Annotated in this window: 27 protein-coding genes, 1 pseudogene and 1 riboswitch; of the genes and pseudogenes, 18 read left to right on the forward strand and 10 right to left on the reverse strand. The window is 48.3% G+C overall.

Going from position 1 to position 26,464, the window contains the following annotated elements; genetic code table 11:
* Positions 1-10 precede the first annotated feature (10 nt).
* The 3 genes from NYE42_RS05490 to NYE42_RS05500 all read right to left on the reverse strand — a co-directional run bounded on the left by NYE42_RS05490 (position 11) and on the right by NYE42_RS05500 (position 3,178).
* The gene (locus tag NYE42_RS05490) at positions 11-451 is read right to left on the reverse strand and encodes a GNAT family N-acetyltransferase (protein ID WP_007409151.1); all 441 of its coding nucleotides are present in this window, start codon (positions 449-451) and stop codon (positions 11-13) included.
* Between the two features lie 82 nt (positions 452-533).
* Positions 534-2,375, reverse strand: a complete 1,842-nt coding sequence (locus NYE42_RS05495) for a bifunctional homocysteine S-methyltransferase/methylenetetrahydrofolate reductase (RefSeq protein WP_352426815.1) — start codon at positions 2,373-2,375, stop codon at positions 534-536.
* 89 nt (positions 2,376-2,464) lie between these two features.
* Positions 2,465-2,586: riboswitch (SAM riboswitch) on the reverse strand.
* A gap of 100 nt (positions 2,587-2,686) precedes the next feature.
* Positions 2,687-3,178 (reverse strand): YajQ family cyclic di-GMP-binding protein, encoded by a 492-nt coding sequence (locus NYE42_RS05500; RefSeq protein WP_352426816.1) that lies wholly within the window; start codon positions 3,176-3,178, stop codon positions 2,687-2,689.
* A 99-nt stretch (positions 3,179-3,277) separates the two neighbouring features.
* Between NYE42_RS05500 and NYE42_RS05505 the strand changes: the two genes are divergently transcribed.
* The 4 genes from NYE42_RS05505 (at position 3,278) to NYE42_RS05520 (ending at position 8,352) form a co-directional block, all read left to right on the forward strand.
* Positions 3,278-4,174: a S1 RNA-binding domain-containing protein gene (locus NYE42_RS05505; RefSeq protein WP_170936341.1), complete on the forward strand. Its 897-nt coding sequence runs from the start codon at positions 3,278-3,280 to the stop codon at positions 4,172-4,174.
* A gap of 171 nt (positions 4,175-4,345) precedes the next feature.
* On the forward strand, positions 4,346-5,323 hold the full coding sequence (locus NYE42_RS05510) for a BMP family ABC transporter substrate-binding protein (protein WP_265451286.1): 978 nt from the start codon (positions 4,346-4,348) through the stop codon (positions 5,321-5,323).
* Positions 5,320-6,969, forward strand: coding sequence for a methyl-accepting chemotaxis protein (locus tag NYE42_RS05515; RefSeq protein ID WP_265451285.1), 1,650 nt, complete (start codon positions 5,320-5,322; stop codon positions 6,967-6,969). The genes NYE42_RS05510 and NYE42_RS05515 overlap by 4 nt, the downstream gene beginning before the upstream one ends.
* Positions 6,970-7,101: 132 nt before the next feature.
* A complete protein-coding gene (locus NYE42_RS05520) occupies positions 7,102-8,352 on the forward strand; it encodes a cytochrome P450 (RefSeq protein ID WP_040238286.1) in 1,251 nt (416 codons plus the stop codon).
* A 48-nt stretch (positions 8,353-8,400) separates the two neighbouring features.
* Here the strand turns inward: NYE42_RS05520 and NYE42_RS05525 are convergent, their stop codons facing one another.
* Both NYE42_RS05525 and NYE42_RS05530 read right to left on the reverse strand, forming a co-directional pair.
* A complete protein-coding gene (locus NYE42_RS05525; RefSeq protein ID WP_003155105.1) occupies positions 8,401-8,523 on the reverse strand; it encodes a hypothetical protein in 123 nt (40 codons plus the stop codon).
* 48 nt (positions 8,524-8,571) lie between these two features.
* Positions 8,572-9,423: a DegV family protein gene (locus tag NYE42_RS05530; RefSeq protein ID WP_015417195.1), complete on the reverse strand. Its 852-nt coding sequence runs from the start codon at positions 9,421-9,423 to the stop codon at positions 8,572-8,574.
* Positions 9,424-9,548: 125 nt separating this feature from the next.
* On the opposite strand from NYE42_RS05530, the gene NYE42_RS05535 reads away from it, so the two are divergent.
* Complete coding sequence (locus NYE42_RS05535) at positions 9,549-10,391, forward strand: YitT family protein (RefSeq protein WP_007610547.1); 843 nt, start codon at positions 9,549-9,551, stop codon at positions 10,389-10,391.
* Between the two features lie 14 nt (positions 10,392-10,405).
* Entirely contained in the window at positions 10,406-10,867 is a 462-nt protein-coding gene (locus tag NYE42_RS05540; protein ID WP_352426817.1) for a BsuPI-related putative proteinase inhibitor, read from the forward strand.
* Between the two features lie 36 nt (positions 10,868-10,903).
* Here the strand turns inward: NYE42_RS05540 and NYE42_RS05545 are convergent, their stop codons facing one another.
* The 3 genes from NYE42_RS05545 to NYE42_RS05555 form a co-directional block, all read right to left on the reverse strand.
* Positions 10,904-11,101 (reverse strand): DUF3813 domain-containing protein, encoded by a 198-nt coding sequence (locus tag NYE42_RS05545; RefSeq protein ID WP_003155097.1) that lies wholly within the window; start codon positions 11,099-11,101, stop codon positions 10,904-10,906.
* Complete coding sequence (locus NYE42_RS05550; protein WP_003155094.1) at positions 11,101-11,250, reverse strand: hypothetical protein; 150 nt, start codon at positions 11,248-11,250, stop codon at positions 11,101-11,103. Before NYE42_RS05550 ends, NYE42_RS05545 begins: the two co-directional genes overlap by 1 nt.
* Before the next feature lie 85 nt (positions 11,251-11,335).
* Positions 11,336-12,148 carry a Cof-type HAD-IIB family hydrolase gene (locus tag NYE42_RS05555; protein ID WP_007409141.1) on the reverse strand — a complete coding sequence of 271 codons (813 nt, stop codon included), beginning with the start codon at positions 12,146-12,148 and terminating at the stop codon, positions 11,336-11,338.
* A gap of 120 nt (positions 12,149-12,268) precedes the next feature.
* Between NYE42_RS05555 and NYE42_RS05560 the strand changes: the two genes are divergently transcribed.
* On the forward strand, positions 12,269-13,036 hold the full coding sequence (locus NYE42_RS05560) for a prolyl oligopeptidase family serine peptidase (protein WP_007409140.1): 768 nt from the start codon (positions 12,269-12,271) through the stop codon (positions 13,034-13,036).
* A 62-nt stretch (positions 13,037-13,098) separates the two neighbouring features.
* Positions 13,099-13,407: a metal-sulfur cluster assembly factor gene (locus NYE42_RS05565; protein ID WP_003155088.1), complete on the forward strand. Its 309-nt coding sequence runs from the start codon at positions 13,099-13,101 to the stop codon at positions 13,405-13,407.
* 131 nt (positions 13,408-13,538) lie between these two features.
* Here the strand turns inward: NYE42_RS05565 and fosB are convergent.
* A pseudogene (fosB, locus tag NYE42_RS05570) lies at positions 13,539-13,981 on the reverse strand (metallothiol transferase FosB).
* Between the two features lie 320 nt (positions 13,982-14,301).
* Here fosB and NYE42_RS05575 point away from each other — a divergent pair.
* The 10 genes from NYE42_RS05575 to NYE42_RS05620 all read left to right on the forward strand — a co-directional run bounded on the left by NYE42_RS05575 (position 14,302) and on the right by NYE42_RS05620 (position 26,093).
* The gene (locus NYE42_RS05575) at positions 14,302-15,738 is read left to right on the forward strand and encodes an FAD-binding oxidoreductase (RefSeq protein WP_064107906.1); all 1,437 of its coding nucleotides are present in this window, start codon (positions 14,302-14,304) and stop codon (positions 15,736-15,738) included.
* Positions 15,735-16,277, forward strand: coding sequence for an MFS transporter (locus tag NYE42_RS05580; protein WP_144464046.1), 543 nt, complete (start codon positions 15,735-15,737; stop codon positions 16,275-16,277). Before NYE42_RS05575 ends, NYE42_RS05580 begins: the two co-directional genes overlap by 4 nt.
* 164 nt (positions 16,278-16,441) lie before the next feature.
* Positions 16,442-17,479, forward strand: a complete 1,038-nt coding sequence (gene argC / locus NYE42_RS05585; protein WP_144664077.1) for an N-acetyl-gamma-glutamyl-phosphate reductase — start codon at positions 16,442-16,444, stop codon at positions 17,477-17,479.
* Positions 17,480-17,501: 22 nt separating this feature from the next.
* Complete coding sequence (gene argJ, locus NYE42_RS05590) at positions 17,502-18,719, forward strand: bifunctional ornithine acetyltransferase/N-acetylglutamate synthase (protein ID WP_085341879.1); 1,218 nt, start codon at positions 17,502-17,504, stop codon at positions 18,717-18,719.
* Positions 18,720-18,733: 14 nt separating this feature from the next.
* Positions 18,734-19,510 (forward strand): acetylglutamate kinase, encoded by a 777-nt coding sequence (argB, locus tag NYE42_RS05595; protein ID WP_007409134.1) that lies wholly within the window; start codon positions 18,734-18,736, stop codon positions 19,508-19,510.
* Positions 19,507-20,664 carry an acetylornithine transaminase gene (locus NYE42_RS05600; protein WP_352426818.1) on the forward strand — a complete coding sequence of 386 codons (1,158 nt, stop codon included), beginning with the start codon at positions 19,507-19,509 and terminating at the stop codon, positions 20,662-20,664. The genes argB and NYE42_RS05600 overlap by 4 nt, the downstream gene beginning before the upstream one ends.
* Before the next feature lie 68 nt (positions 20,665-20,732).
* Positions 20,733-21,791: a carbamoyl phosphate synthase small subunit gene (locus tag NYE42_RS05605; protein ID WP_007409132.1), complete on the forward strand. Its 1,059-nt coding sequence runs from the start codon at positions 20,733-20,735 to the stop codon at positions 21,789-21,791.
* A complete protein-coding gene (locus tag NYE42_RS05610; RefSeq protein WP_352426819.1) occupies positions 21,784-24,879 on the forward strand; it encodes a carbamoyl phosphate synthase large subunit in 3,096 nt (1,031 codons plus the stop codon). The genes NYE42_RS05605 and NYE42_RS05610 overlap by 8 nt, the downstream gene beginning before the upstream one ends.
* Positions 24,867-25,838: an ornithine carbamoyltransferase gene (argF, locus tag NYE42_RS05615; RefSeq protein ID WP_352426820.1), complete on the forward strand. Its 972-nt coding sequence runs from the start codon at positions 24,867-24,869 to the stop codon at positions 25,836-25,838. Before NYE42_RS05610 ends, argF begins: the two co-directional genes overlap by 13 nt.
* A 75-nt stretch (positions 25,839-25,913) precedes the next feature.
* Complete coding sequence (locus NYE42_RS05620; protein ID WP_003155070.1) at positions 25,914-26,093, forward strand: YjzC family protein; 180 nt, start codon at positions 25,914-25,916, stop codon at positions 26,091-26,093.
* A 36-nt stretch (positions 26,094-26,129) separates the two neighbouring features.
* On the opposite strand, the gene NYE42_RS05625 is transcribed toward NYE42_RS05620, so the two are convergent.
* Positions 26,130-26,315, reverse strand: coding sequence for a YjzD family protein (locus NYE42_RS05625; protein ID WP_003155069.1), 186 nt, complete (start codon positions 26,313-26,315; stop codon positions 26,130-26,132).
* Positions 26,316-26,464: the final 149 nt, after the last annotated feature.

Here is a 26,464-nt window from a genome sequence, read left to right on the forward strand (position 1 = left end):
TTTGTCTGTTTCAGGCGAGTTCTTTATACATGATCACATGCGGGCCGATGCCGGGTATGTCAAAGGGGCTGCCCGTGCTTTTCCAGCCGAGCTTTTCGTAATATCCCTTTACGTGACATCTGGCGTTGCACCAGACAAGCGCCGCCCCCATATCTGCCAGTTTTCGTTCTGCATAGGCGATTAACGTGCTTCCCGCTTTTTGCGTCCGGTATTCCTCAAGCGTCGCCATGCCGCGCAGCTGGTAGGCGGGCGCTGCCTGTAACGCCTGCTGGTTCTGCGGGTAGAAAGAAGCGATGCTGATCAATGTCCCGTCGTAAAAACCTCCGAGATGAAAGGCTCCTTTGACGCTGTCCTGATCATATTTACAATCCTCAATCGTCTGATGGGGGCGCAGCACGCTGTGTCTGATCGCGTATGTGTCTTCTGCGGTGATGGGTTTTACTTCAACCATGAAAAAATCCTCCTTTGCTTGATTCTTTTTCTGTATCGTACCATGAAAAAGCCGCCTGTCATATCAGGCGGCCTCTTCCGCGTCAATGCAAATATACATCAGCCCGCTTTTCATCCTTTTGCTTAATATAAGCTGCAAGCTCTGACGTCAAATCAGAACGGAGAAACGGGGTGATTAAATAAATTCCGTTAAACAGTTCGCACGCCGTGTCGAGAAGCGACTTGGCGATGGCGAGGCCTTCGGCTTTCTGCTTCCGCTTGTCTTCGCCGGCGAGCGCCATTTTTTCGCGGATGCTGTCTGACAGCTTAATGCCCGGGATTTCATGATGGATGAACTCTGCGTTGCGGCTGCTCGTTAACGGCATGATTCCGATATACACCGGTGTTTTGAGATGCTTCGTTTCATGATGAATGTCAATGAGCTGCTGCTCCGAGTAGACAGGCTGGGACACGAAGTAGTCAGCTCCGCACTCGATTTTTTTCTCCAGCCGTTTTACTGCTTTATCGAGATGGCGGACATTCGGATTAAATGCTCCGGCTACGGAAAAGTTCGTTTTCTTGCCGAGCGGTTTCCCTGATAAAGAAATGCCCTCGTTGAATTGTTTAATCAGCCTGATCAAGTCAAAGGACGTTAAATCATAGACGGAGGTAGCCCCTGGAAAGTCGCCGATTTTTGAAGGATCACCCGTGATGGCTAAAATGTCGGTGAGCCCGAGCGTATCCAGCCCCATTAAATGTGACTGAAGGCCGATGATGTTGCGGTCTCTGCATGTAATGTGAACGAGAGAACGGATATCAAGGCGCTCTTTCAGCAATGAACCGCAGGCTGCATTGCTGATCCGCGGTGTCGCCAATGAATTGTCGGCGAGCGTCAGCGCTTCTATGCCGGTTTCTTTTAATTCAGCCGCCGCTTGCAGAAATTTGTCAAAATTCAATTTTTTCGGCGGATCAAGCTCTACGATAATTGACCGTTTTTGAGCGGCGATTTCGTTTAAACCCGGTTCGATTCGTTCGTTGCTGACTGAGATGACTTCTTCTTCCCGTCTGATTTTCACTTCTTTCTCAGTGACGGGGGAAAGGCCGCGGACCGCTTCAGCCATGGCTCTGATATGGTTTGGCGTCGTACCGCAGCAGCCGCCGATAATGCGCGCGCCCTGAGTGCGGAACTGTACGGCGCTCTCCCGGAAATAGGCATCGTCCGTATCATAAACAAGCCGGCCTTCTTCTAAAGACGGAAGGCTGCTGTTCGGATAGACCGATAAATAAGCGTCACTGAAAATCGGCACTTCGGTGAGCGCTTCAATCATGTGGTACGGGCCGAGCCGGCAATTGATTCCCGTTATGTCAGCGCCGAGATCGGCAATGGACCTGAGGGCTTCCCGAAGCGGCGTTCCGTCCTGCAGCACGCCCTGTTCGTGCATGGATACGTTCAGCATAATCGGAAGTTCCGTTTCTTTTCTCGCGATCTTCAGCACTTCGCGCGCCTCTTCTAAATCATAGTATGTTTCCAGAAGCAGACCGTCCGGCTCTTCGTGCAGCAATAAATAAAGCTGCTCCCGAAAGCTGCGTTTAATCTCCTCCAGGCTGTAGGCGTTTTTGTTAAAGGTGCGGATGCCGCCCATCGTTCCCAATACATAAGCGCCGTCTGAGGAAGCGCGCGCGATTCTGACCGCCTCCTGATTGATTTTTTTCGTTTCATCCTCAAGTCCGTATCTTGAGAGCTTAATAAAATTCGCGCCGTACGTATTTGTCTGGATGATATCTGCCCCGGCTTCCACGTAAGCCTTATGTATCCGCTTGATTTCTTCGGGCTTTGATACGTTCAGTTCTTCAAAACATCTGTCAATGCCGTAGGAATAGAGGAGAGTGCCCATCGCGCCGTCTCCGATTAAAACCCGTTCTTTTAAGTCTTGTAATAGTCCCATTGTTTGCCTCCTTCGTCACATTCAGCAAGGAAAAAAGAGAAATAAAAAAAGTCTTCTTAAGAAGAAGACTTTGTAATCATTTGTCTCTCTTCTTATCTTCCAAGCTGTTTTTAGCTTGCTGGATTTAGCACCTTGGTCATGGTTTGGGTAAACCACTACACCGGTTGCTGAAGCGTCGTCGGGCCAGTCCCTCGGCTTCTCTTGATAAGAACGTTCATGTAATTGTCATGGGTTTCCAAAACTTAACTGTGAAAATCCCTTTCTCCAAATTTACCGAAAATAGAGACAATAATCAATAGGAATCACATAATTTATCTAAAATTAATAAATTGAACGTCAATCGGCAGGTCTGCTCCGCGGACGGCTGCAATAATCTGCTGCAGATCATCTTTATTTTTTCCGGTGACGCGCACTTGGTCGTCCTGAATCTGCGACTTGACCTTCAAGCCGGAGTTTTTAATCACCGCGTTGATTTTTTTGGCGTTGTCTTTATCAATGCCCTGTACAAGCTTCGCGCGCTGGCGCACCGTGCCTCCCGATGCATTTTCGATTTTGCCGTATTCAATGTTTTTCGTCGGCACGTCTCGTTTGATCAGCTTGCCGCTCAGCACATCTTTGAGCTGATTCAGTTTAAACTCGTCATCAGAAATCAGGACGAGTTCTTCCTTTTCTAAAGTTACATCGCTTTTCGATCCTTTAAAGTCATAGCGCGTGCCGATTTCTTTCAGCGTCATCTGAATCGCATTCTGCACTTCGGGAGATTCAACTTTGGATACAATATCAAAAGAACTTTCTTTTGCCATGAGAAAACCTCCTATAACATTTCACTTATGAGTTGATTATAGTAGAATAAAGAGAAATGTCCAACAGCATAAAGCATGAATTTATGCATGTTGGAAAAAATGAGAAAAACATCAGCCTCATACGGGCGAATCAGGAAGGACGATAACATGAGACCAGGGCAGCAGCTCACGCTTAGTATAGATCACCAAACCGATTTCGGTTATTTTTTAACCGACGGCGAGGATACGGTTCTTTTACATAACAGTGAAATCACAGAGGATATCGAAGACAGAGATGAAGTGGACGTATTTATTTACGTCGATCATCAGGAAAGACTCGCGGCGACGATGAAAAAGCCGCTCATCAGCTTTTATGACTACGGATGGGTGGAAGTGACGGACGCTGTGGAAGATATGGGCGTATTCGTCGACGTCGGTCTGTCAAAAGACGCGCTCGTCGCAACGGAGCACCTGCCTCCGTACAAATCCGTCTGGCCGCAAAAAGGAGACAGACTGTATTGCATGCTGAAGGTGACAAGCCGCGGGCGCATGTTTGCCAAGCCGGCGCCCGAGGATATCATCAGTGAATTATTTACGGATGCAGAGGAAGACGTCATGAATAAAGACCTGACGGGTACGGTGTACAGACTGATTGCATCAGGCTCTTTTCTGATTACCGATGAAGGCATCCGCGCGTTTATTCACCCTTCAGAAAGAAAAGAAGAGCCGAGACTCGGCAGCCGCGTGACAGGGCGTGTCATCGAGGTGAAGGAAGACGGCTCCGTCAACATGTCCCTGCTGCCGAGAAAGCAGGATGCGCTTTCGGTTGACGCGGAAGAAATTCTGACCTATCTGAGATCAAGAAACGGCGCGATGCCTTACGGAGACAAAAGCCATCCTGACGATATCCGCGAACGGTTTCATTTAAGCAAAGCCGCCTTTAAGCGGGCGCTCGGGCATCTGATGAAAAACGGCAAGGTCTATCAGGAAGACGGCTGGACATACGAAAAACAATAAATTTTCTGCAAAAACATCGGTGAACCAAAACCGATGTTTTTTATTTTCTCAAAAGCTCCTATGACCCTCATTTGTTTAACACCATGCCGAACATACATATTTTATTGAAATAAAATATTCTGACATCCGAACCGATATATAACTATAGAAAAAAATAAAAGGAGAGTTTCAATGAGAAAAATGGCGATATTTGCGGCTGTACTGCTGATTGCGCTCAGCACGGCGGGATGTGCTGGCAGATCTGAGGAAACAGCGGCCGAAAAAACGAAAACAATCGGTATCATGCTGACAGACAACGGCCTCGGCGACCAATCATTTAATGATTCAGGCTTTCAAGGTTTGATGAAAGCAAGAGACGAGCTCGGCATCACATTTGACTATCGGGAAATAAAAGATACCGGTACATACGAAAAAGGACTGACCCAGCTTGTCCGGGAAGGCAATGATCTTGTGGTGGGGCTCGGTTACAGCATGCAGGCGGATTTAGAAAAGGTCGCCAAAAAATATCCGAAGCAGCGGTTTGTGCTGATTGATTCCGTATCAGACCTGGATAATGTCACCTCCGTCACGTTTAAAGAAGATGAAGGAAGCTGCTTAGCCGGAGCGCTGGCGGCTATGACGAGCAAAACCGGCACGATCGGATTTATCGGCGGTTCAGATGCCGACGTCATTAAACGGTTTAAGAAAGGCTATCTGAAAGGCGCGGAATCAGTCAAACCGAAAATCCGCGTGCTGTCGGACATCAGCGGTACGTTTGACGATGATAAGCTCGGGAAGCGCATCGCCCAAAACATGATCCGAAAAAAAGCCGATGTCCTGTTTACGGCGGCCGGCTTCACGGGTGTCGGCGCACTGAAAGAAGCGGAGGCGCAAAAAGTATACGCCATCGGTGTTGACAGCGATCAATATTACACCGCCGAGCACGCCGTTATCTCTTCTTTAGTGAAAAACGTCGACCATGTCATCTATGAATTGGCGAAAGATTTAAAAGACAACAAGGAGATCAAAAGCGGTGAGATCGTTTACGGACTGAAGGAAAACGGCATGGACTTAGCCAAGATCAGAGTTGTCAAAAACGCAGGCGGGCTGACGAAAAAGATCACGGATATGAAAAACAGTCTGATTGAAAAAGGAGGCGATCTGAAGTGACATTACGGACAAGGCTGCTCGTTAACGCAGCCGTTACGATGATTTGCTTCGCCGCCGTCATCGGCTTTACCATCGTAAACATGATGAAGATTCAGGCTTCAAATGAAGATGAAGTGGACGCGCTGTTAAACGTCCAGGAAGCAAAAGCTGACCTTAATACGTTAAAAGAAAGCATCACCGGCTATTCCAATACGCTCGCAGACGCCCAGAAAGAAGATGTGCGAAGCTATATGAAAAGCAGCTCGGACAAACTGGCGGCGCTCAAAAAAACGATGACGGACGGTGCAGACAAAGCCGCTTATGACAAACTCGCCAAAAAATACAAATCATGGCAGGCGGAGGCGGACGCTGCTCTTGATTCGAAAAGCCCGGCTGAAGCGACAAGGACGGCGGCCCGCATCAACGGTCTTCTGAATGATATTTATATGCTGAATCTGAAAAGCCGGGATCACTATGAAGACATGCAGAAGCAGACGGCTGACCAGATTCAGTTTATCGTTTACAGCGCAGCCGTGCTGACCATCGTGATACTTGCCGTCACCGTCATATCTTCCATCAGGCTGACGAAGAGAATTGCAGGGCCGATCCGCCGCATGGCTGAAAATGCCCGTCGTATTGCAGGAGGAAACCTTGCTGTTGAAATGCTTGATTATAAAGGGAAGGACGAACTGAAAGAGCTGAATGACTCATTCGGAATGATGGCTGAACAGCTCCGCACCTTAATTCAGGCGATCGGAGAGGTCGGCCGTGAAGTCGAGACTTTCGCGGAAGGTTTGACGAAGGAAAACCAGACGCTGAAGGACATGACCGAGCAGGTGTCCGTGTCGACGGAAGAAATGGCGAAAGGCTCCCAAACCATTTCAGAAGATCTGCAGCATGCGGTGCAATTCATTGAACAAATGGATGAACATTCAAAGGCGAACGCCGAACGTTCAAAACAAACGACGAGAAGCAGCGAAGAGACGATTGCGGCGGTGGCTGCGGGGCGCGGTGCTTTAGCCGAGACCAAGCAAGCCATTGATAAAAGCAATGAGACATCAAAAGAGATTTCCGAAGCCGCCGATCTCTTCATAGAGCATGCGGCAGGCATCAGTATGATGGCGCAGACCGTTTCTGACATTGCGGGCCAGACCAATCTGCTGTCATTAAACGCCGCAATCGAGGCGGCCAGAGCAGGCGAGGCCGGAAAAGGATTTGCCGTCGTTGCCGAGGAGATACGGAAGCTCGCAGACGGATCAGCCAAAGCGACCGCGCAGATTTTCGATATGGTAAAGCAAATTGAAGACGGCATCACGTCTATTACCGGAGCTGTCACGACCGGCGTCGCTTTAGCGGACAGACAGCAGGAGCTGATGGAGAAAACGTCAGAATCATTCGTCCATATTGAACAAAAAGCCGCCCATATTAAAGCGGAGCTTACTCAATTGGACGGACGGATCATCGAATCGAAACAGCTTGGTGAGCAAGTGCTGCATCATGCCGAAAGCATCAGCGCCGTCGTTCAGGAAACGGCTGCGGGAAGCGAAGAGATTTCTGCCTCCGCGCTTGAGCAGCTGTCTTCTTTTCATAAAATGGCGGAAAGCGTAAATAATCTGGTGAGCCTGACAGAGCGGTTAAACGATCAGGTCCGCCGGTTTACTTTGTAACGGGCTTATGCCCGCCCCCTGATTTTTGCAGCCTGACATGAGTAACTTCTGAATGAAACACAAATACTGAATATACTTGTGTTTATATTTATTCTTTTTCGTGAAAGGTGAAAAAAGATGGGAGGAATCGGGATGAATGAACAAATTCCGCATGATAAGGGTCTTGATAATAGTCTGGCTTTATTACGCGATGGTTATGTATTTGTGAAAAACCGAGCGGAGAATTATCGCTCGGATGTGTTTCGCGCCCGTTTATTAGGGAAGACATTCATTTGTATGAGCGGAGCGGAAGCCGCAAAGCTTTTTTATGACACAGAACGATTTCAGCGGGAGCATGCCCTCCCCAAACGGGTGCAGAAAACGTTATTCGGAACAGGGGCAATCCAGTCAATGGACGGTGAACGGCATAAGCACAGGAAGCTTCTATTTATGTCGCTGTTGACGCCGCCCCGGCAAAAACGGCTTGCGGAAGCGGTGGCAAAACAGTGGAAAGCATCTGCGGAAAAGTGGGAGGGTTCAAACCGAATTGTCCTTTTTGATGAAGCGAAGAAAGTGCTGTGCCGGGCTGCCTGTGAGTGGGCCGGCGTCCCGCTGAAAGACTCAGAAGTGAAAGAGCGGGCGGAGGATTTCACCGATATGGTAGACGCATTCGGCGCTGTCGGACCGCGTCATTGGAAAGGCAGAAGGGCGAGGCTGAAAACGGAGAAATGGATAGAGGAGGTCATTGAGGATGTGCGGTCCGGCAAGCTGCAAACACCGGAGGGCTCAGCCTTGTATGAAATGGCTTTTCATACAGAACTTGACGGGAACAGACTTGATTCTCACATGGCTGCTGTTGAGCTTATTAATGTTCTGCGCCCGATTGCCGCCATTTCTTACTTCATTACGTTTTCAGCTCTTGCATTGCATGATTACCCTGAATATCGGGGCAAACTGAGATCGAGAGATGATCAGGAGGCCGAAAGATTTGCACATGAAGTTCGGCGGTATTACCCGTTTGCCCCGTTTTTAGGAGCCGTTGTGAAAAAAGATTTCGTATGGAAGAACTGTGAGTTTAAAAAGGGTGCATCCGTCATGCTTGACCTATATGGGACAAACCATGATTCCCGGCTTTGGGAGAATCCCAATGAATTTCGCCCGGAACGTTTTCAGGGGCGGGAGGAAAATAAATTTGATTTCATTCCCCAGGGCGGAGGTGATCCGGCTAACGGCCACCGCTGTCCGGGTGAGGGAATGACCGTGGAAGTCATGAAAACTTCACTTGCGTTTCTTGCCAATGAAATAGAGTACGATGTTCCGTCCCAAGATTTGAGCTTCAGCCTGTCCAGAATGCCGGCATTGCCTGAAAGCGGATTCGTGATAAGTGATGTTAGACGCATATAGAACAAAAAACAGCCCTCTATCTTCATACACAAGAGGGCTGTTTTGCTTTTACAGATGGTCCGGTTTTTTGGAATTCTGGTTTTTTCCCGCCTGCCGGTTTTTTTCGGCAAGCCGGTTCTTTTTCTGATTTACGGCGTTATTGTCCAACGGTTTTTTGTCATCATCTTTCATGCGGCAAAGCCTCCCTTCTGTCCGTTAGGATGCCCGCCCGCATTGAAATTATGGCTTCAGGAAAAAAATCGCGAGCGTGCCCGGCCCGGAGTGCGCGCCGATCGCAGAGCCGATTGAATGAAGAATGATCTCTTTCGGATGGAACGCTTCTTCAATCATTTCCTTCATCCGAAGCGCCGTCTCCTCGTTATCTGCATAGCTGATCCCCACGGTTTGATCCGCCCAATCGCCGCCTTCTTCCTTCATCATGTCTATAATCCGTTTAAACAGTTTCTTTTGTCCGCGTAATTTTTCGAGCGGCACGAGCCTGCCGTCATCCACATGCAGAATCGGTTTAATGTTCAAAAGCCCCCCGACAAAAGCGGACGTTTTTGAAATTCTGCCGCCCCGCGCGAGATAAGCGACATCATCGACCGTAAATATATGTTTCATCCGTGCGCAAAAGCTCTTTACAGACGTTTCGATTTCTTGTATTGTATTCCCGTTAACACAGAGTGTTTGCGCGTGCATCACTGCGAGTCCGCAGCCCAATGAAGCGCATTTGGAATCTACAATCCGTAAATCAAAATCGGGAAATTCCTCTTTTACTTCATTGGCGATCATTACGGCCGTCTGATAGGTGCCGGAAAGACCTGAGGAAAAGGCGATGTATATCGCCGGTTCTCCCAGTTCCGCGTATTGTAAAAATACTTTTTTTATCGTATCCGGTGATGCCTGTGATGTTTTCGGAACTTTCCCGTCCCGCATCGCTTGAAATATATGATCCGCCTGAATGGTGACCGCGTCCTCATATTCGTTTCCGTCAAGTGTTACGTGCAGCGGAATGAACCCGATCCGATTTTCTTCAATATAAGATTTCGGCAGATCAGAGGCGCTGTCAGCAATAAGGTGAACTGTCATCATAATTCCCTTCTTTCCGAATGGTGAGAGTGATGCCAACTATATCATATAAATGTGGCAAAATAGTGTTCAAAACTTTATTTTAAGGGAAAAGCTAATAATGAAAATGAGCGGAGGAGCAAGCCATGGTACTAGAACAAGCAAAAAAATTAGCAATCGTCGTCATCGGCGCGTTTCTGTATGCGGCGGGACTGAATTTATTCCTGATACCGGCGAATGTATATGCCAGCGGTTTTACCGGTGTCGCCCAGCTGCTGTCAAGCGTCGTTGATCAATACGCCCCCTTTTATATTTCGACAGGAGTTCTCATGTTCCTCTTAAATATTCCCATCGGTGTGTTAGGGTGGCTGAAAGTCGGCAGATCATTCACCGTATACAGCATATTAAGCGTAGCGATGACGTCCGTCTTTATGGGAATTCTCCCTGAAATGAGACTGTCACACGATATTCTTCTGAATACCGTATTCGGAGGAGTCATCTCAGCTATCGGCATCGGTTTAACGCTGAAATTCGGCGCTTCGACAGGCGGCCTTGATATCGTGTCGATGGTGCTGGCCAAATGGAAGGATAAGCCGGTCGGCACATATTTCTTCATTTTGAACGGGATTATCATTTTGACGGCAGGATTATTGCAAGGATGGGAGAAAGCATTATATACCCTTGTCGCTCTGTATGTCACAACAAGGGTGATTGACGCCATTCACACCCGCCACATGAAACTGACCGCCATGATCGTTACAAAAAAAGCCGATGAAATCAAAGAAGCGATTTACGGGAAAATGGTCCGCGGCATTACGACGGTGCCGGCAAAAGGCGCTTACACAAACGAACAGAAAGAAATGATGATCATCGTCATCACGCGGTACGAATTGTATGACCTTGAGAAAATCGTGAAAGAAGTCGACCCGAAAGCCTTCACAAACATCGTGCAAACGACGGGGATCTTTGGTTTCTTCAGAAAAGACTGATAGGAGCGGATAGAATGAAGTGGCTGTTTGGCCTGTTATTACCGGTCATTTTACTGATCGGATGCAGCAGTCAATCCGGGCAGAAGGAGCCCGCTGAGGAGGTATCCGGAGAGATGAATGAACAGCAAGCGGAATTAGCCGTAAACCCTGTGCAGACGGATCAGCAGATCGAATTTCAAATGTCTTTAAAAAATAAGAGCGGCAGCCCGATCGATTTCACATTCAGCTCAGGGCAGAAATTCGAATTGACCGTACATGACCAACATCACAAAGAACTGTACCGCTATTCAAAAGACAAAATGTTTACTCAGGCGTTTCAGACTGTGACCTTAATGCCGAATGAAACGTATGACTTATCAGATGTGTGGAAGAACGTGCCCGGTCCGGGAACATACACGGTGACGGTGACGTTTTTAGGGAAGTCCGATCAGATCGGAAAAAGACTGAAAACGGTAAAAACATTTGAAGTGAAATAAAAAAGCGGCGCCCTCGTCTAAACGGGGCGCCTTTTTTTATTGCAATTTCTCCAGCTGATCCTGAAATTGGTGCAGCTGCTGACGTTCTGCATCCGTCGAATTGGCGTACGCGGAAGACACGGCGTTTTTGGCGCGTGAGACAGCTTTTTCCTGATCGCCGTCCTCGAAACCGTTAGCAATCATGACGGCCTGCTGGACAAATGACTTGGCTTGAGAAAACAGTTCGTTTCTCATTAAAAGTCAACCTGCCTTTCAGCCGAATCTTTTGCTGCATCATGCTGTGCTTCCTCTAATGTAGACCGATATGGAAATCTTGCGTCATGAAGACTGACAGAGTCCTTGCCTTGCTGAATAAACCGTTTTGATTTGTTTCGTTTACCCATTGCAATGTCCCCCTTCCATATTTAGACGAGATGAGTCGTCTGTTTTAGTATGGGCGGAAGGCTTTGTGTTATGAGCGGCAAAACCTCACAGGGAGAAATAGGATTTTAAAAATTCGGCGATTCCGTCCGCTTCATTTGATCCCGTGACGCGGTCGGCGGCCTGTTTGACTTCATCCGTGCCGTTTCCCATCGCTACGCCGCACCCGGCAAACCGGAGCATTTCAAGATCGTTGTCTTCGTCGCCGAACGCGATGATCCGTTCTCTCGGCACTTGGTAATAGTCGCTGATTTTCTTCAGGCCGACCGCTTTATTCATCCCGTGTTTAATGATTTCAATCACATGCCACGGAGCCGCCCATCTTCTGTGGTCAATGACCTCGGCGTGCACATCGGATAAATGCGCGCGTATATCCGCGACGTCCTCTTCCTTTGCATGAATCAATACGGACGTTACATCCTCCTTGACCGTTTCACGCAGATCGCCGAATGTGACATTCGCCGTATTCATATGAAACGCCTCAATTAAATGCTCATCATGATAATGGAAGTACACATCATCAATGACCTCAGCGAGCACATTATGTATTTGATAGGTCTCTGTAAGTTCGGCAAGCTGTCTGACCACATCGACCGATAAAGACGTGTGGTAGCGTCCCCATGATTCGTCTTTCGGGTGGTGGACAAATGCCCCGTTAAAATTGACAATCGGCGTTGTCAGCCCAAGCTCGTCATAATACATCGAACTGGAACGGAACGGGCGCCCGGTTGAGATGCAGACATGATGGCCCGCTTCTTTCAGCTTCTGAATCGTCCGTGCCGTTTCAGGGGAAATGGTTTTATCGTCTTTTAATAAAGTTCCATCCAGATCTAAGGCGATGAGATAAGGTTTTGTCTCCATAAATAACTCCTTTTGTCATATAATTTGCTGTTTTTCACTTATGTACAGTGTAGCTTTTTACCATCTTTATTGTCTACATGTTACACTTATGATTATGGTTATCCTAAGGAGGGAGTCAACGTGATTCTTATTGATCATCAAACCGTATCAGGCATTCCGTTTTTACATATTGTAAAAGAAGAAAATCGGGACCGTCCCGCTCCCCTTGTTTTCTTTATTCACGGTTTTACAAGCGCGAAGGAGCATAATCTTCATTTCGCTTACCTGCTTGCTGAAAAGGGCTTCAGGGCGGTGCTGCCGGAAGCTCTTTACCACGGTGAACGCGCTGAACAGCTGTCAGCAGAAGAGCTCGCCGTCCATTTTTGGGACATTGTATTAAATGAAATCGAGGAGCTTGACGTGCTGAAAAAGGATTTTGAAGCGCGCGGTCTGATTGAAGACGGGCGGATCGGTCTTGCGGGCACGTCAATGGGCGGAATTACGACATTCGGCGCGATGGCCGCGTATGATTGGGTCAAAGCCGGCGTCAGTCTGATGGGAAGCCCGAACTATACGGCATTTTTTCAGCAGCAGATTGACCACATTCAAAAGCAGGACATCGACATTGACGTCACAAAAGAACAGGTCGATGAACTGTTTGCACGGCTCAAACCGTTCGATCTCAGTCTGGAACCGGAAAAACTCCGCAGCCGCCCGCTGCTGTTCTGGCACGGCGTTCAAGACAAAGTCGTTCCGTATGCACCGACCCGCGGTTTTTATGAAACGATTAAACCTCATTACAGCAGCCGGCCTGACCATCTTCAGTTTCTGAAAGACGAACGGGCTGACCATAAAGTCCCGAGATACGCCGTTTTAGAAACCGTCGCCTGGTTCGATAAGCATTTATAAAGCACAAAGGTGTTAACAAAACCCGCTTTTACGTTATACTGAGGAAAAAGGAGTGATGGAACGTGGAAGAAGCATTAAAAGAAAACATCATGGGCGCCTTGGAGCAGGTTGTTGACCCTGAGCTCGGCGTCGATATCGTCAATCTCGGCCTTGTATACGACGTTGATATGGATGACGACGGCCTGACGCACGTTACGATGACACTGACATCAATGGGGTGCCCGCTCGCTCCGATCATCGTCGACGAGGTGAAAAAAGCGCTCGCCGACATTCCGGATGTAAAAGAGACGGAGGTCCACATCGTCTGGAATCCGCCTTGGACAAGAGACAAAATGTCACGCTACGCAAAAATCGCATTAGGGATTCAGTAATAAGAAAATGCACCTCGGATTTTAGGTACATCCTAAAGTTTGGAGGTGCTTTTCTTTTGTCTGCATTTACAAGGAAAAAATCAACGCGGATAAGCGACAGTGAGGGTTTGTTTTGGATCGCAAACAAACCTTTAAATATAAAATTTCATATGAGGTTTATCTTTTTTGTAATAGGACAGTCTGTCTTGGAGTGTACCTGTGTGGAATTCAAATTTATGTCCATCGGGATCAGTAAAATAAATTGACTTATGATCTTGCTTATCCCTAGGACGCCCATTTAATATATTTACATTTAGATTTTTTAGCCTTTGATGTATTGCATCAAAATCTTTTGGGTCAATTGTAAAGGCCATATGCGTATAAGATTTATGTATTTCATTTCTTGGTATATCCGCCTCTAAGTTAAGTGCAAGCCAAAGCCCGTTCAGATCAAAATAGCTGTTTTTTGCCCTTTAACCAGGAGTTGTGCATGAAATACTTTTTCATAAAATTCTATGGATTTTTCCAAATTTGAAACAGAAAAAAGAAGATGATTGATTCCTTTTATATTTATTTTCCCCACCTCGTTTAACATGTTTGTTTGAAACAATCCCTTTGGTAATACATCTGCATATATATCGATTATATACTGACTAAAAAATCATTTTAAGGATTCTTGCGGATTTTTATGCCCGGTGTTTTCCGGCTGACCGTTTCGAGCTGTACTAAACATGATTCTGTCGGGCGCCGTTCTGTCTGCTTTGCCGCTAGAGACCGGCGTGCGGAAAGAAGGGCAAGTCACTAAAAAAACCCGAGTTTCCCACTATTCGGGGTTTTTGCGGTATCGGGTTAAAAAGGAAAAAAACGGACGTGAGGCATGATATAATAGACCGGCTGCATGCGAGGGAGGAATCCATGAAGAAAAAATTACTTCTCATTATCCTTAGCATTCTTGTTTATACGGCGCTGTTCGCTGTTTCCGCTTTTCACAAAGAGCCGGAGCAGCAGGCAGGGACAATGACGGATGTCAGCCGTCTCATGCCCGTGAAAATTAAGCAGACGGTCAAAGGAAAAGAGAAAGAAACATTGGTCGAAACGATTAAGGAAGCAAAGAGAAAGCATCTGAAGATCTCAATCGCAGGCGCCCAGCACTCAATGGGCGGCCAGACGTATTATGAAGACGGTATCGTTCTCGACATGACGGGCTACAACAAAATACTCGGTCTCGACCGAAAGAAAAAAATCATCAGAGTGCAGGCGGGAGCGACGTGGAATGATATTCAGCGCTATGTCAATCCGTACGGGCTCGCGGTAAAAGTCATGCAATCGCAAAACATTTTTACGATCGGCGGCTCACTGAGCGCCAACGCCCACGGCCGGGATATCCGGTACGGTTCGCTGATTGATACGGTCAAATCGTTTCATCTTTTAAAGGCGGACGGCAAAGTCATCACCGTTACTCCGAAAGATGACCTGTTTTCAGCCGTCATCGGCGGCTACGGCCTGTTCGGCGTCATCCTGGACGCGGATATTGAGCTGACGGATGATGAGCTTTATGAAATGAAAACGAAACGCATGAACGCTGATACATACAGTCAATATTTTACGCAGCATGTTCAGCGTAACCCCGCCGTGCGCATGCATCTCGCGCGGATCGCAACAGGGGATAAAGGCTTTTTGCACGATATGTATGTGACTGATTACACACTCTCAGACAACCAGAAAGAATTAAAGCGGCACAATGAACTGAAAGAAGATGAGCATCCGGCGCTGACGAAATTCGCGCTCGGCCTCTCCCGCCGGTATGACTGGGGAAGAAATTGGTTCTGGTCAACCCAGCAGTCTTATTTTCTCAGCCAAAACGGCGTGAAAGTCTCCAGGAACAATGTCATGCGGTCAGAATCGAAATTTTTGGAATATGAAAACACGGACAACACCGACGTGCTACAAGAATACTTCGTGCCCGTCGGCGAATTTGCGCCGTACATTCATGATTTACGCAAGACGCTGTCACATGAAGATCTCAATCTCGTAAATATTACGATCCGCTACGTGCAAAAAAATGAAAAAGCCGATCTGTCATACGCAAAGGAAGACATGTTTTCACTCGTTCTTTTAATCAATGAAGGGTTTTCAACAGACAGCCAGGCGAGTGCTGCGCGGATTGTCAGAAAAATGACGGATACGGCATTGCGCCACCGCGGCAGTTATTATCTCCCGTATATGCTGTATCAAACGAAAGAGCAGATGCGCGAGGCATATCCGAAAAGCGATATGTTCTTTCAGAAAAAACACAAATATGATCCGGATGACTTGTTTATGAATTATTTTTATCAGAGGTACAAATCATGAAACACAACCATTTAAAATGGCTGATCCTGTCTCAGAGCAGTGTCTTTTTTGCCGGCAGCCTGATCTTTCCGTTTTATATTTTATTTATTAAAAACATCGGTTCCAGCTACACGCAATTCGGTCTCTCATACGGCTTGTTCGGCCTGAGCGGCGCATTGATTCATCCGCTGCTCGGCCGGCTGTCGGCAAGACTGGATTCCCGCTGGTTCCTTATGGCAAATTCGTGGGGGATGGCGGTGCTTCTTCTGACGCTCCCGCACATTACCAGCGTGCACCAGGTTTATGTTGTGCAGGTGCTTCTGGGCCTGTTCGGCGCGATGCAAAAACACGGCGAGAAAATCATGATCGCCGATTACACCGACGGCGGGGAGCGGGGGAAAAAAGTCGGCAGCTATCATTTCTGGACGGCTGTATTTTCAGCTGCCGCCATTATTCTCGGCGGGTTTCTCGCTGATTTCTTTACGGTTTATATTATTTTTTACGCCAGCTCCGTGCTGTTTTTTATAAGCGGGCTGATGATGCTGAAAAAAACAGGCTGATCCGATCAGCCTGTTTTTCTTATGCCCCCCTCGATCGAGAGGGGGTTTTTTGTCAGCGAAAACAGATGGAAAATGAATGAAAAAATATTAAATATACAATTGAATTAATTTTTATTCATGTTATAATGTTAAATAATTTCACAAAAACCAAGAAGGTGAACCCGTTGAAAATAGGTATTATAGGCGCGACTGGTTATGGAGGCGCCGAACTTGTCAGGATTCTTAACCATCACCCTTATGCAGGATATTGTATATTATATTCATCGAGCGACGAAGGAAAAGAATATGCCGCTTCATATCCGCATTTGAGGAGTATAGCGTCACAATCACTTCGGCCGCTTCATATAGAAACGATCCGAAACGAAATTGATGTCATGTTCATAGCCGCGCCGCCCGGCGTTTCCGGAGAGTGGTCGCCCAAGCTGGCGGAGGCGGGCATTCCGGTCATTGATCTATCCGGTGATCTGCGGATTCAAAACCCGGCCGTGTATGAAAAGTGGTATAAGCGGAAGGCCGCTCCGAAAGGAACGATTCAAAGCGCGGTTTACGGTTTAGCTGAACTGCAAAAAGAAGAGATTCAGACTGCAAAGCTGATTGCCAATCCGGGATGTTTTCCGACGGCTGTGCTGCTCGGGCTCGCCCCGCTGGCGAAGAATAAGCTTTTACAAGATTCATTTCTGATTGTTGATGCGAAAACGGGCGTATCCGGCGCCGGCCGAAAAGCATCCATGGGCACTCATTATTCTGAGCTGAATGATAATTTCAAAATTTATAAGGTTAATGAGCATCAGCATACTCCGGAAATTGAACAGCAATTAGCGGCTTGGCAGCCCGGCACAGGCCCGATCACGTTTTCCGCTCATTTGGCGCCGATGACAAGGGGCATTATGGCGACGATGTATACGGAGGCTCCCCCGGGTATGTCTGCTGCACAGGTAAGAGAATTGTATTCCGAATTCTACAAAGATTCATATTTTGTCAGAATCAGGCCGGAAGGTGAATTTCCGGCGACGAAAGAGGTATACGGCAGCAATTTTTGTGATATCAGTGTCACCGTGGATGAAAGAACAAACCGTGCCACCATCGTTTCTGTCATAGATAATCTGATGAAAGGCGCCGCAGGGCAGGCGGTTCAAAATTTAAATATCATGAATGGCTGGCAGGAAGAAACGGGACTTACGATGACGCCAGTCTATCCATAGAACGAAAGAGGGATTCAAAAATATGATTCAGCTGAGTGAGGAAATCACGAAAATAAAAGGCGGCGTATCCTCGCCGAAAGGGTTTGAGGCAAAGGGCGTGCATTGCGGTCTGCGCTATTCAAAAAAAGATCTCGGAGCGATTATCAGCGAAGCGCCTGCAGTCAGTGCAGCCGTATATACGCAGAGCCATTTTCAGGCAGCGCCGCTGAAAGTGACGCAAGCCAGCCTGAAAAAAGAGGGTGTGCTTCAGGCGGTTATTGTCAACAGCGCGATTGCCAACGCCTGTACGGGAGACCAAGGATTAAAGGACGCCTATAAAATGCGGGACGGCTTCGCGAGCCAGCTCGGCATTGAGCCGGAGCTTGTTGCGGTTTCGTCAACCGGGGTGATCGGCGAGCTTTTAGATATGAAAAAAATTCAAGCGGGCATTGAACAGCTCGGTCAAGCGCCGTCCGTGTCCGGAGCATTTGAAGAAGCCATACTGACGACGGATACAGTGACGAAACAGACGTGTTATGAACTGGTGATCGGCGGAGACATCATCACGATCGGCGGAGCGGCGAAAGGCTCCGGCATGATCCACCCCAACATGGCGACAATGCTCGGCTTTGTCACAACGGACGCGGCCGTGGAAGAACAGGCGCTCAAAAACGCGCTCAGAGAGATTACGGATGTTTCATTTAACCAAATCACCGTTGACGGAGAAACATCGACGAATGACATGGTGCTTGTGATGGCAAACGGCTGCGCGGGGAATGATTGCCTGACGGAGCAGCACCCTGACTGGCCGGCTTTTAAAAAGGGATTAAAGCTTGTATGCGAAGACCTTGCCAAAGATATAGCCAGAGACGGTGAAGGAGCGACGAAATTAATTGAAGCCAGAGTCGAAGGCGCGAAAAACAACCTTGAGGCGAATATTATCGCCAAAAAAATCGTCGGCTCAAGCCTTGTGAAGACCGCCGTTTACGGCACAGACGCCAACTGGGGGCGCATCATCGGCGCAATCGGGCACAGTGCGGCAAGCGTAACGGCCGAACAAGTGGAAGTTTTCCTCGGCGGCCAGTGTCTGTTTAAACACAACGAACCTCAGCCGTTTTCGGAAACTGATGCCAAGGAGTACTTATCAGGTGATGAAATTACGATTGCAGTCCGCCTGCAGGAAGGATCCGGCAGCGGCCGGGCATGGGGCTGTGACTTAACCTATGATTATATCAAAATCAATGCGAGCTATCGCACATAACAAAGGGGAGCGGCATGAAGAAAACGATCGTTTTTAAGTGCGGCGGAAGCGTAATCCGCGAGTTATCCGCCGATTTTTTTCAAAATGTAAAAGAGCTTATGCAATCGGGCTGGAACATTGCCGTCGTCCATGGAGGCGGCCCGGACATTTCAAAAATGCTGAAAACATTGCAGATTGAAACGGAATTTGTCGATGGACAGCGGAAAACGACCAAACCGGTGCTGGAAACAGCGGAAATGGTCTTGTCAGGGACGATCAATAAATTTTTCGTAACCGAACTCGCGAAAAACGGGCTGAAAGCCGCGGGAATATCAGGAAAGGACGGCGGTCTCCTTCAAGCATCCTATCTTAATCAAGACAAATACGGAGAAGTCGGCGAAATACAAAAAACCGATCCGTCAATCATTCACGCATTAATGAAAGAAGGCATCATTCCCGTTATCGCTCCGCTTTCCATGACAAGTGATTTCGAAACGCTGAACGTCAACGCAGACGCCGCGGCATCGGCCGTCGCTTCAGCCTTACACGCCGACAAACTTTTATTTGTCACGGATGTCGAAGGAATTATGGACGGAGAGAGCAGGCTGGATACTTTGACGCCGCAAGAGATTCAGGCCCTCATAGATGACGGCGTGATTTCAGGAGGGATGATTCCGAAGGTAAACTCGGCATTATCGGCACTGAGTGAAGATGTCGAGGAAGTGATGATCGTAAACGGAAAAGGAGCGTTTTTCACCGATCAAGCCTTCCAAGGAACAAAAATCGTCAAAGAAAAGGAGAGCGTGTCATGAGCAGTCTATTTAAAACCTACAGCCGCTGGCCCATCGATATCAAAAAAGCGAAAGGGACAATTGCAGAGGATGAAAACGGAAAAACGTATCTCGATTTTATTCAGGGCATCGCCGTTTCCAATCTCGGCCATTGTCATGATGAGGTCACAGAAGCGGTGAAAGAACAGCTTGACAGCGTATGGCACGTTTCCAATCTGTTTGAAAATGATCTTCAGGAAAAAGCCGCGGCAAAGCTTGCCGAACATAGCGCGGGGGATCTCGTTTTCTTCTGCAACAGCGGGGCCGAAGCGAATGAAGGCGCCATTAAGCTTGCCCGTAAAGCAACGGGAAAGACAAAAATCGTAACGTTCCATCAATCCTTTCACGGACGGACCTATGCGGGGATGGCCGCCACCGGACAAGACAAAATCAAGACCGGTTTCGGACCGATGCTTCAAGGCTTTCACTATCTTTCGTTCAATGATCCGTCGGTATTCAGCACGCTTTCAAAAGAGGATGATATCGCCGCCGTCATGCTTGAGACGGTGCAGGGAGAAGGGGGAGTCAATCCCGCCGATCCGGAATTCATCGAAGCCTTACAGACATTTTGCAAAGACAAACAGGCGCTGCTTATCACAGACGAGATTCAAACCGGAATCGGCCGGACGGGCAAGGCATTCGGCTATGAGCATTTCGGCATCTCGCCGGACATCATCACTGCTGCGAAAGGGCTTGGAAACGGTTTTCCCGTCGGAGCCGTGATCGGCAAAAAGAAGCTTGGCGACGCCTTTACGCCGGGTACGCATGGTACGACTTTCGGCGGCAATAAGCTTGCCATGGCAGCTGTGAAAGCAACCTTGGATATTGTGTTTCAGCCGGACTTTCTCCAGGCGGCGGCAGACAAAGGATCATTTTTAAAAGCGCAGCTGAACCGTGAACTGACAGGGCCTTTTGTAAAAGAAATCCGCGGAAAAGGGTTATTAATCGGCATTGAATGCGCAGGTCCCGTGTCCGGCATCATCGGAGATCTGCAGGAACGCGGGCTTCTCGTGCTTCCGGCCGGACCGAATGTCATCAGGCTGCTCCCGCCGCTTACGGTTTCTGAAGAAGAAATGCTGTCGGCCGTCAGTATGCTGAAAGCAGCGATCGAAGCGCATTCGGCAGTGAAACGGTAATTTTTTTCGATATAAAAGTATAAAAATTCATATTTTTAATTAATTATTCATCAAGAGGTGGGCTTTAGATGAAAGGCTATTTAGTATTGGAAGACGGAACATCATTCGGCGGTGAACTTGAAAAAGAGGCCCGCTGTGTTGGCGAAGCTGTTTTTTTCACCGGAATGACGGGCTATCAGGAAGTGCTTACAGACCCGTCATATAAGGGCCAGATCGTCGTCTTTACGTATCCGCTGATCGGAAACTACGGAATTAATGAAAAAGACCTTGAAAGTAAGATTCCTCAAGTCAAGGCTGTTGCCGTCTATGAAGCGTGTGAACATTTTTCTCACCATGAAGCAGTCTCAAGCTTGAGAGAGTATTTAAATAAATGGAACATCCCGCTCTTAACCGAAGTGGACACACGGGCCGTCGTCAAAACCATCCGCTCCGGCGGCACGATGAACGCTGCCGTGTCAACAACAGGAGAAATTCCGGCAGCATCCGGAACAGAAAACCCGGCGGAGCTGGCGCAGTCTGAAGACATCACGTCAATGGGGAACGGAGACCGGCATATTGCGCTGATTGATTTCGGTTATAAAAAATCAATCGCCTCGTCACTTGTAAAGCGCGGCTGTAAAGTAACGGTCATTCCGTATCAGCAGATGAACGCTGTTTACGACATTCAGCCTGACGGAATCGTGCTCTCAAACGGCCCGGGCGACCCGAAAGCGATTGCGCCGTACATGAACCGGATTACATCATTACTCAGTGATTTCCCCGCACTCGGTATTTGCCTCGGGCATCAGCTGATTGCCCTGGCTTTCGGAGGAAATACGTATAAGCTGCCGTTCGGCCACAGGGGTGCCAACCATCCCGTCATTGACCGGAAAACGAAACGGGTGTTTATGACAAGCCAGAACCACAGCTATGTCGTTGATGAAGCATCAATTGACGAAAACGAGCTGTCGATCAGATTTCATCATGTCAATGACACATCGGTGGAAGGGCTCATTCATAAGCGCCTTCCCGTATTAAGCGTCCAGTTCCACCCTGAAGCTCATCCCGGACCGGCTGAGAGCGAGTGGATATTTGATGAATTTCTAGAGAAAGTGATACCAGCAAGGAGAGAAATCGCTCATGCCTAAAGATACAACCATTTCCAGCATATTAGTCATCGGCTCCGGCCCGATCATCATCGGCCAGGCGGCAGAATTTGATTATTCAGGAACGCAGGGCTGCATGGCTCTGAAAGAAGAAGGATACCGCGTTATTCTAGTTAACAACAACCCGGCAACGATTATGACGGATGAGGCGTTTGCCGATGAAATATATTTTGAACCGCTCACAACCGACAGCATCGAGGCCATTATTGAAAAAGAAAAACCGGACGGTCTGCTTGCCAATTTGGGCGGCCAGACGGCATTGAATTTAGCCGTTAAGCTTGAAGAAGCAGGCGTGCTGAAGAAGCATCACGTCAAGCTTTTGGGAACATCGGTGGAAACCATTCAAAAAGGCGAAGACCGGGAGCAGTTCCGCGCCCTGATGAAAGAGCTCGATCAGCCCGTTCCGGAAAGCGAAATCGTTGACAACGAAGAAGACGCCCTCCGTTTCGCTGAGTCTATCGGATTTCCAGTCATTCTGAGACCGGCGTACACGTTAGGCGGAAAGGGAGGCGGAATCGCGAAAACGAAAGAAGCGTTTCAGACGCTTATTAAACAGGCGCTGTTAGCAAGCCCGATCAGCCAATGCCTCGTCGAAAAAAGCATCGCCGGTTTTAAAGAAATCGAATATGAGGTCATGCGCGACAGCAATCATACATGTATCACCGTCTGTAATATGGAAAACATCGATCCCGTCGGCGTGCATACAGGGGACTCCATCGTCGTCGCACCGTCCCAGACGTTAACGGATGAAGAATATCAGATGCTGCGTTCAGCAAGCCTGGCGATTATTTCGGCGCTGGATGTGGTCGGCGGCTGCAACATTCAATTTGCGCTGGATCCGTTCAGCAAACAGTACTATGTCATTGAAGTGAACCCGCGTGTCAGCCGCTCTTCAGCTCTCGCGTCAAAAGCGACCGGCTATCCGATTGCCAAAATGGCGGCGAAACTTGCCGTCGGCTATACGCTTGATGAACTGAAAAATCCGCTGACGGGCTCTACTTATGCAAGCTTTGAACCGGCGCTTGATTATGTCATCGTCAAATTCCCGCGCTGGCCGTTTGATAAATTTAAACATGCCGACCGCACGCTCGGAACGAAGATGAAAGCGACGGGAGAGGTCATGGCGATTGAAAGAAATATGGAAGCGGCCATTCAAAAAGCGGCGGCCTCCCTTGAGCTGAAAACGATCGGCACCCGCCTGCCTGAACTCGGCGGCTGTACGATCAATCAGCTGTGGGAATTAGCGGTAACGCCGGATGACCGGAGATTTTTCGTCGTCATGGAACTGTTAAGCCGCGGTGAAACGATAGAAGACATCCATGCCAAAACGAAAATTGACCCGTTTTTTCTCCATGTATTCCGAAATATCATCACATTGGAAAACAAGCTGATGGAAGAAGGGGATCATCTGTCTATGCCGCTTTTAAAGCAGGCGAAGGTAAAGGGCTTCACGGATGTCATGATCGCATCTCTCACGGGAAAAACGGAAGAAGACATCCGTGTTCTCAGAAAGAAATCAGGCATCGTCCCGTCGTTTAAAATCGTAGATACATGCGCCGCTGAATTTGATGCCAAGACGAATTATTTCTACTCCACCTACCTCGGGGAAAGCGACGGAGATATCAGCCGGAAAGAGAAAAAACGCGCCCTCATCATCGGCTCAGGCCCGATCCGCATCGGTCAGGGAGTGGAATTTGATTACAGTGCCGTCCACGGCGTTCTGACCCTGCAAAAGCTGGGGTATGAAACGATTATGATCAATAACAATCCGGAAACAGTAAGCACGGATTATGAAATCGCTGACCGGCTTTATTTTGAACCGCTGACGACAGAACATATTTTGAACGTGGCGGAACATGAAAACATTGATTTTGCCATCGTCCAGTTTGGGGGGCAGACCGCGATCAATGCCGCTGAACCGCTGGAAAAAGCGGGCATTCCGCTGCTCGGAACATCCTTTGAAACCCTTGATGCGCTGGAGGATCGGGATCTGTTTTATCAGCTGCTTGATGACCTTGACCTGAAACATGCCAAAGGCGAAACCGCTTATTCAAAAGAAGAAGCAACGGAAAAAGCAAGCCGAATCGGCTACCCCGTGCTGATCCGTCCGTCTTATGTCATCGGTGGGATGGGCATGATCATCGTTGATTCAGAAGCGCAAATGTCAGAACTGCTGGAAAATGAAGCGGGCATGCCGTATCCGATTTTGATCGATCAGTACATTACAGGAAAAGAATTGGAGATCGATCTGATTTCCGACGGACATGAAGTATTTGTGCCGACTTACACAGAGCACATTGAACGCGCCGGCGTCCATTCGGGCGACAGTTTTGCGATTCTTCCGGGTCCGTCTGTCACACCTGATATGCAGCGGAATATAAGAGAGGCCGCCGAAAAAATCGCGGTAAAACTGGCTTTTAAAGGCATCATGAACATTCAGTTTGTCATTGATGACAAAGGGGATATTCTCGTTCTTGAAGTGAATCCGCGGGCAAGCCGCACGGTTCCTGTCGTGTCTAAGGTGATGGGGGTGCCGATGATCCCGCTTGCCGCCAGATTGCTGGCCGGCGCTTCCCTTAAAGACATCAAGCCCGAGGTTCAAAATCAGCACGGAACGGCAGTGAAATTCCCGGTTTTTTCTTCGCACGCCATTCAGGATGTGGACGTAAAGCCCGGGCCGGAAATGAAGTCGACCGGAGAAGGCATGTGTGTCGCGTTTGACGCAGAAAGCGCCCTGAAAAAAATCTACGCGCACGTCTGGGAGAAAAAAGGCAGCATCTATCTGGAAGGCTGTGATGCGGAATTGGAACGTCAGGCTCAAGAGGCGGGATTTACCGTATGCAAAGATGCGTTCCCGGCATGGGCAGAGCGAAAGGATAAAGCGGTCCATATCAATTTCAATCACTCTGAAGAAGCGCGTAAACAACGGATTGAAGCCATGACGCACGGTGTGACGGTCTTTACTGAACCGGAAACCGTAAAGGCATTTTTAGCAAGCGGCTCCGGCAAACCTCAGCCTGTATCGCTCAAAGATCTTTATCAAAAGGAAGTGGCATCATGCACACAATAAAAGCGGAACACACATTAACCCATTTGTACGGCAAAGATTTTCTTTCCTTAAAAGATGTCAGCCCGTCAGACATCAAAGCGCTTCTGACAGAAGCTTCATTATTAAAACAACATCCGATACAGCCGATTTTCCAAGGGAAAACATTGGCGATGATTTTTGAAAAATCTTCAACCCGCACACGTGTGTCTTTTGAAGCGGGAATGGCCCAGCTCGGGGGAACGGGACTATTTCTTTCAAGCAGCGACCTGCAGCTTGGGCGGGGGGAGACGGTCGCGGATACGGCGAAGGTGCTGTCCGGCTTCGTTGATGCCATTATGATCCGCACCTTTGAGCATGAAAAAGTCGAAGAGCTTGCCGAGCATGCAGACATTCCCGTCATAAACGGGCTGACCGACCGGTATCACCCGTGTCAGGCACTCGCGGATCTGTTAACGATACAAGAAATAAAAGGAAAATTAAAAGGAGTAAAAGCCGCCTATATCGGTGACGGAAATAATGTAGCGCATTCACTTATGATCGGCTGCGCAAAAATGGGCTGTGACATTGCGATTGCTTCGCCGAAAGGCTATGAAGTAGAGGAAGAGGCGGTGAATGCCGCGAAAGAAGCGGCGGCTGTTTCCGGAGCGAAAATCACCCTTACCGAAAATCCGCAGGAAGCGGTGCGGGATGCAGATGTGATTTACTCCGACGTCTTCACGAGCATGGGGCAGGAGGAAGAGACGCAGCAGCGGCTGAATGTGTTTGCCTCGTATCAAGTCAACGCCTCACTCGTCAGTCTCGCAAAACCCGACTATACATTTTTGCATTGCCTGCCCGCGCATCGGGAAGAAGAGGTCACGTCCGAGATTATCGACGGTCCGAACTCTGCGGTATTTCAGCAGGCGGAAAACCGGCTTCACGCGCAAAAAGCGCTCCTGAAAGCTCTTCTTTACAAACAGGATGAACAAAAAAACCGCTGAATCTCATTCAGCGGTTTTTGATATTTCTCCGCATACAAGCGCATACTACATAAAAAAGAAAAAGGAGGAAATGACGTGGGACAGCAGCATCAATTCCGCCCGGGACAAAAAGCGCCGAATAACGGTGTGTACGTTGAAATCGGCGAAACGGGAAGCATGGTCAAAAATCCGCAAAAAATCAAGCTTACGGTGGGGGAAATGTTCCCTGAAACTTCAAACCACAACAGATTGTGGACGTATCAACGAAAACCGTGAACACAAAAAAACCTGCTGAATAGCAGGTTTTTTTATTTAATGCTGGTTTGCATCCTGTTTGACAGGCATGATCTCCGCAAGAACAAAGACTAGCACCGCAATAACCACGGCAATAACGGATGATTGCTTGAAATTGTACGCCGCGCTGTTCATGGAGGCGACCAAATAACAGGCCATATGTGTTAAAAGGAACGTCCAAATAAAACCGATAATAAACCGCACGTTTCCACCTCGTCCTTCATTTTATTCTACGTTGTATCATACCATACATAAAGCGCGGGCGGAAGGTCATTTTCTCATCAAAAAGCGCGCCTGAAACTGACATTTGCCCGCCTGTCCGGCCGTCTGACGGAAAATTCGGTTCCTGTGCT

The sequence above is a fragment of the Bacillus sp. FSL K6-2865 genome, assembly GCF_040311405.1.
GTDB classification, from domain to species: Bacteria; Bacillota; Bacilli; order Bacillales; family Bacillaceae; genus Bacillus; species Bacillus velezensis.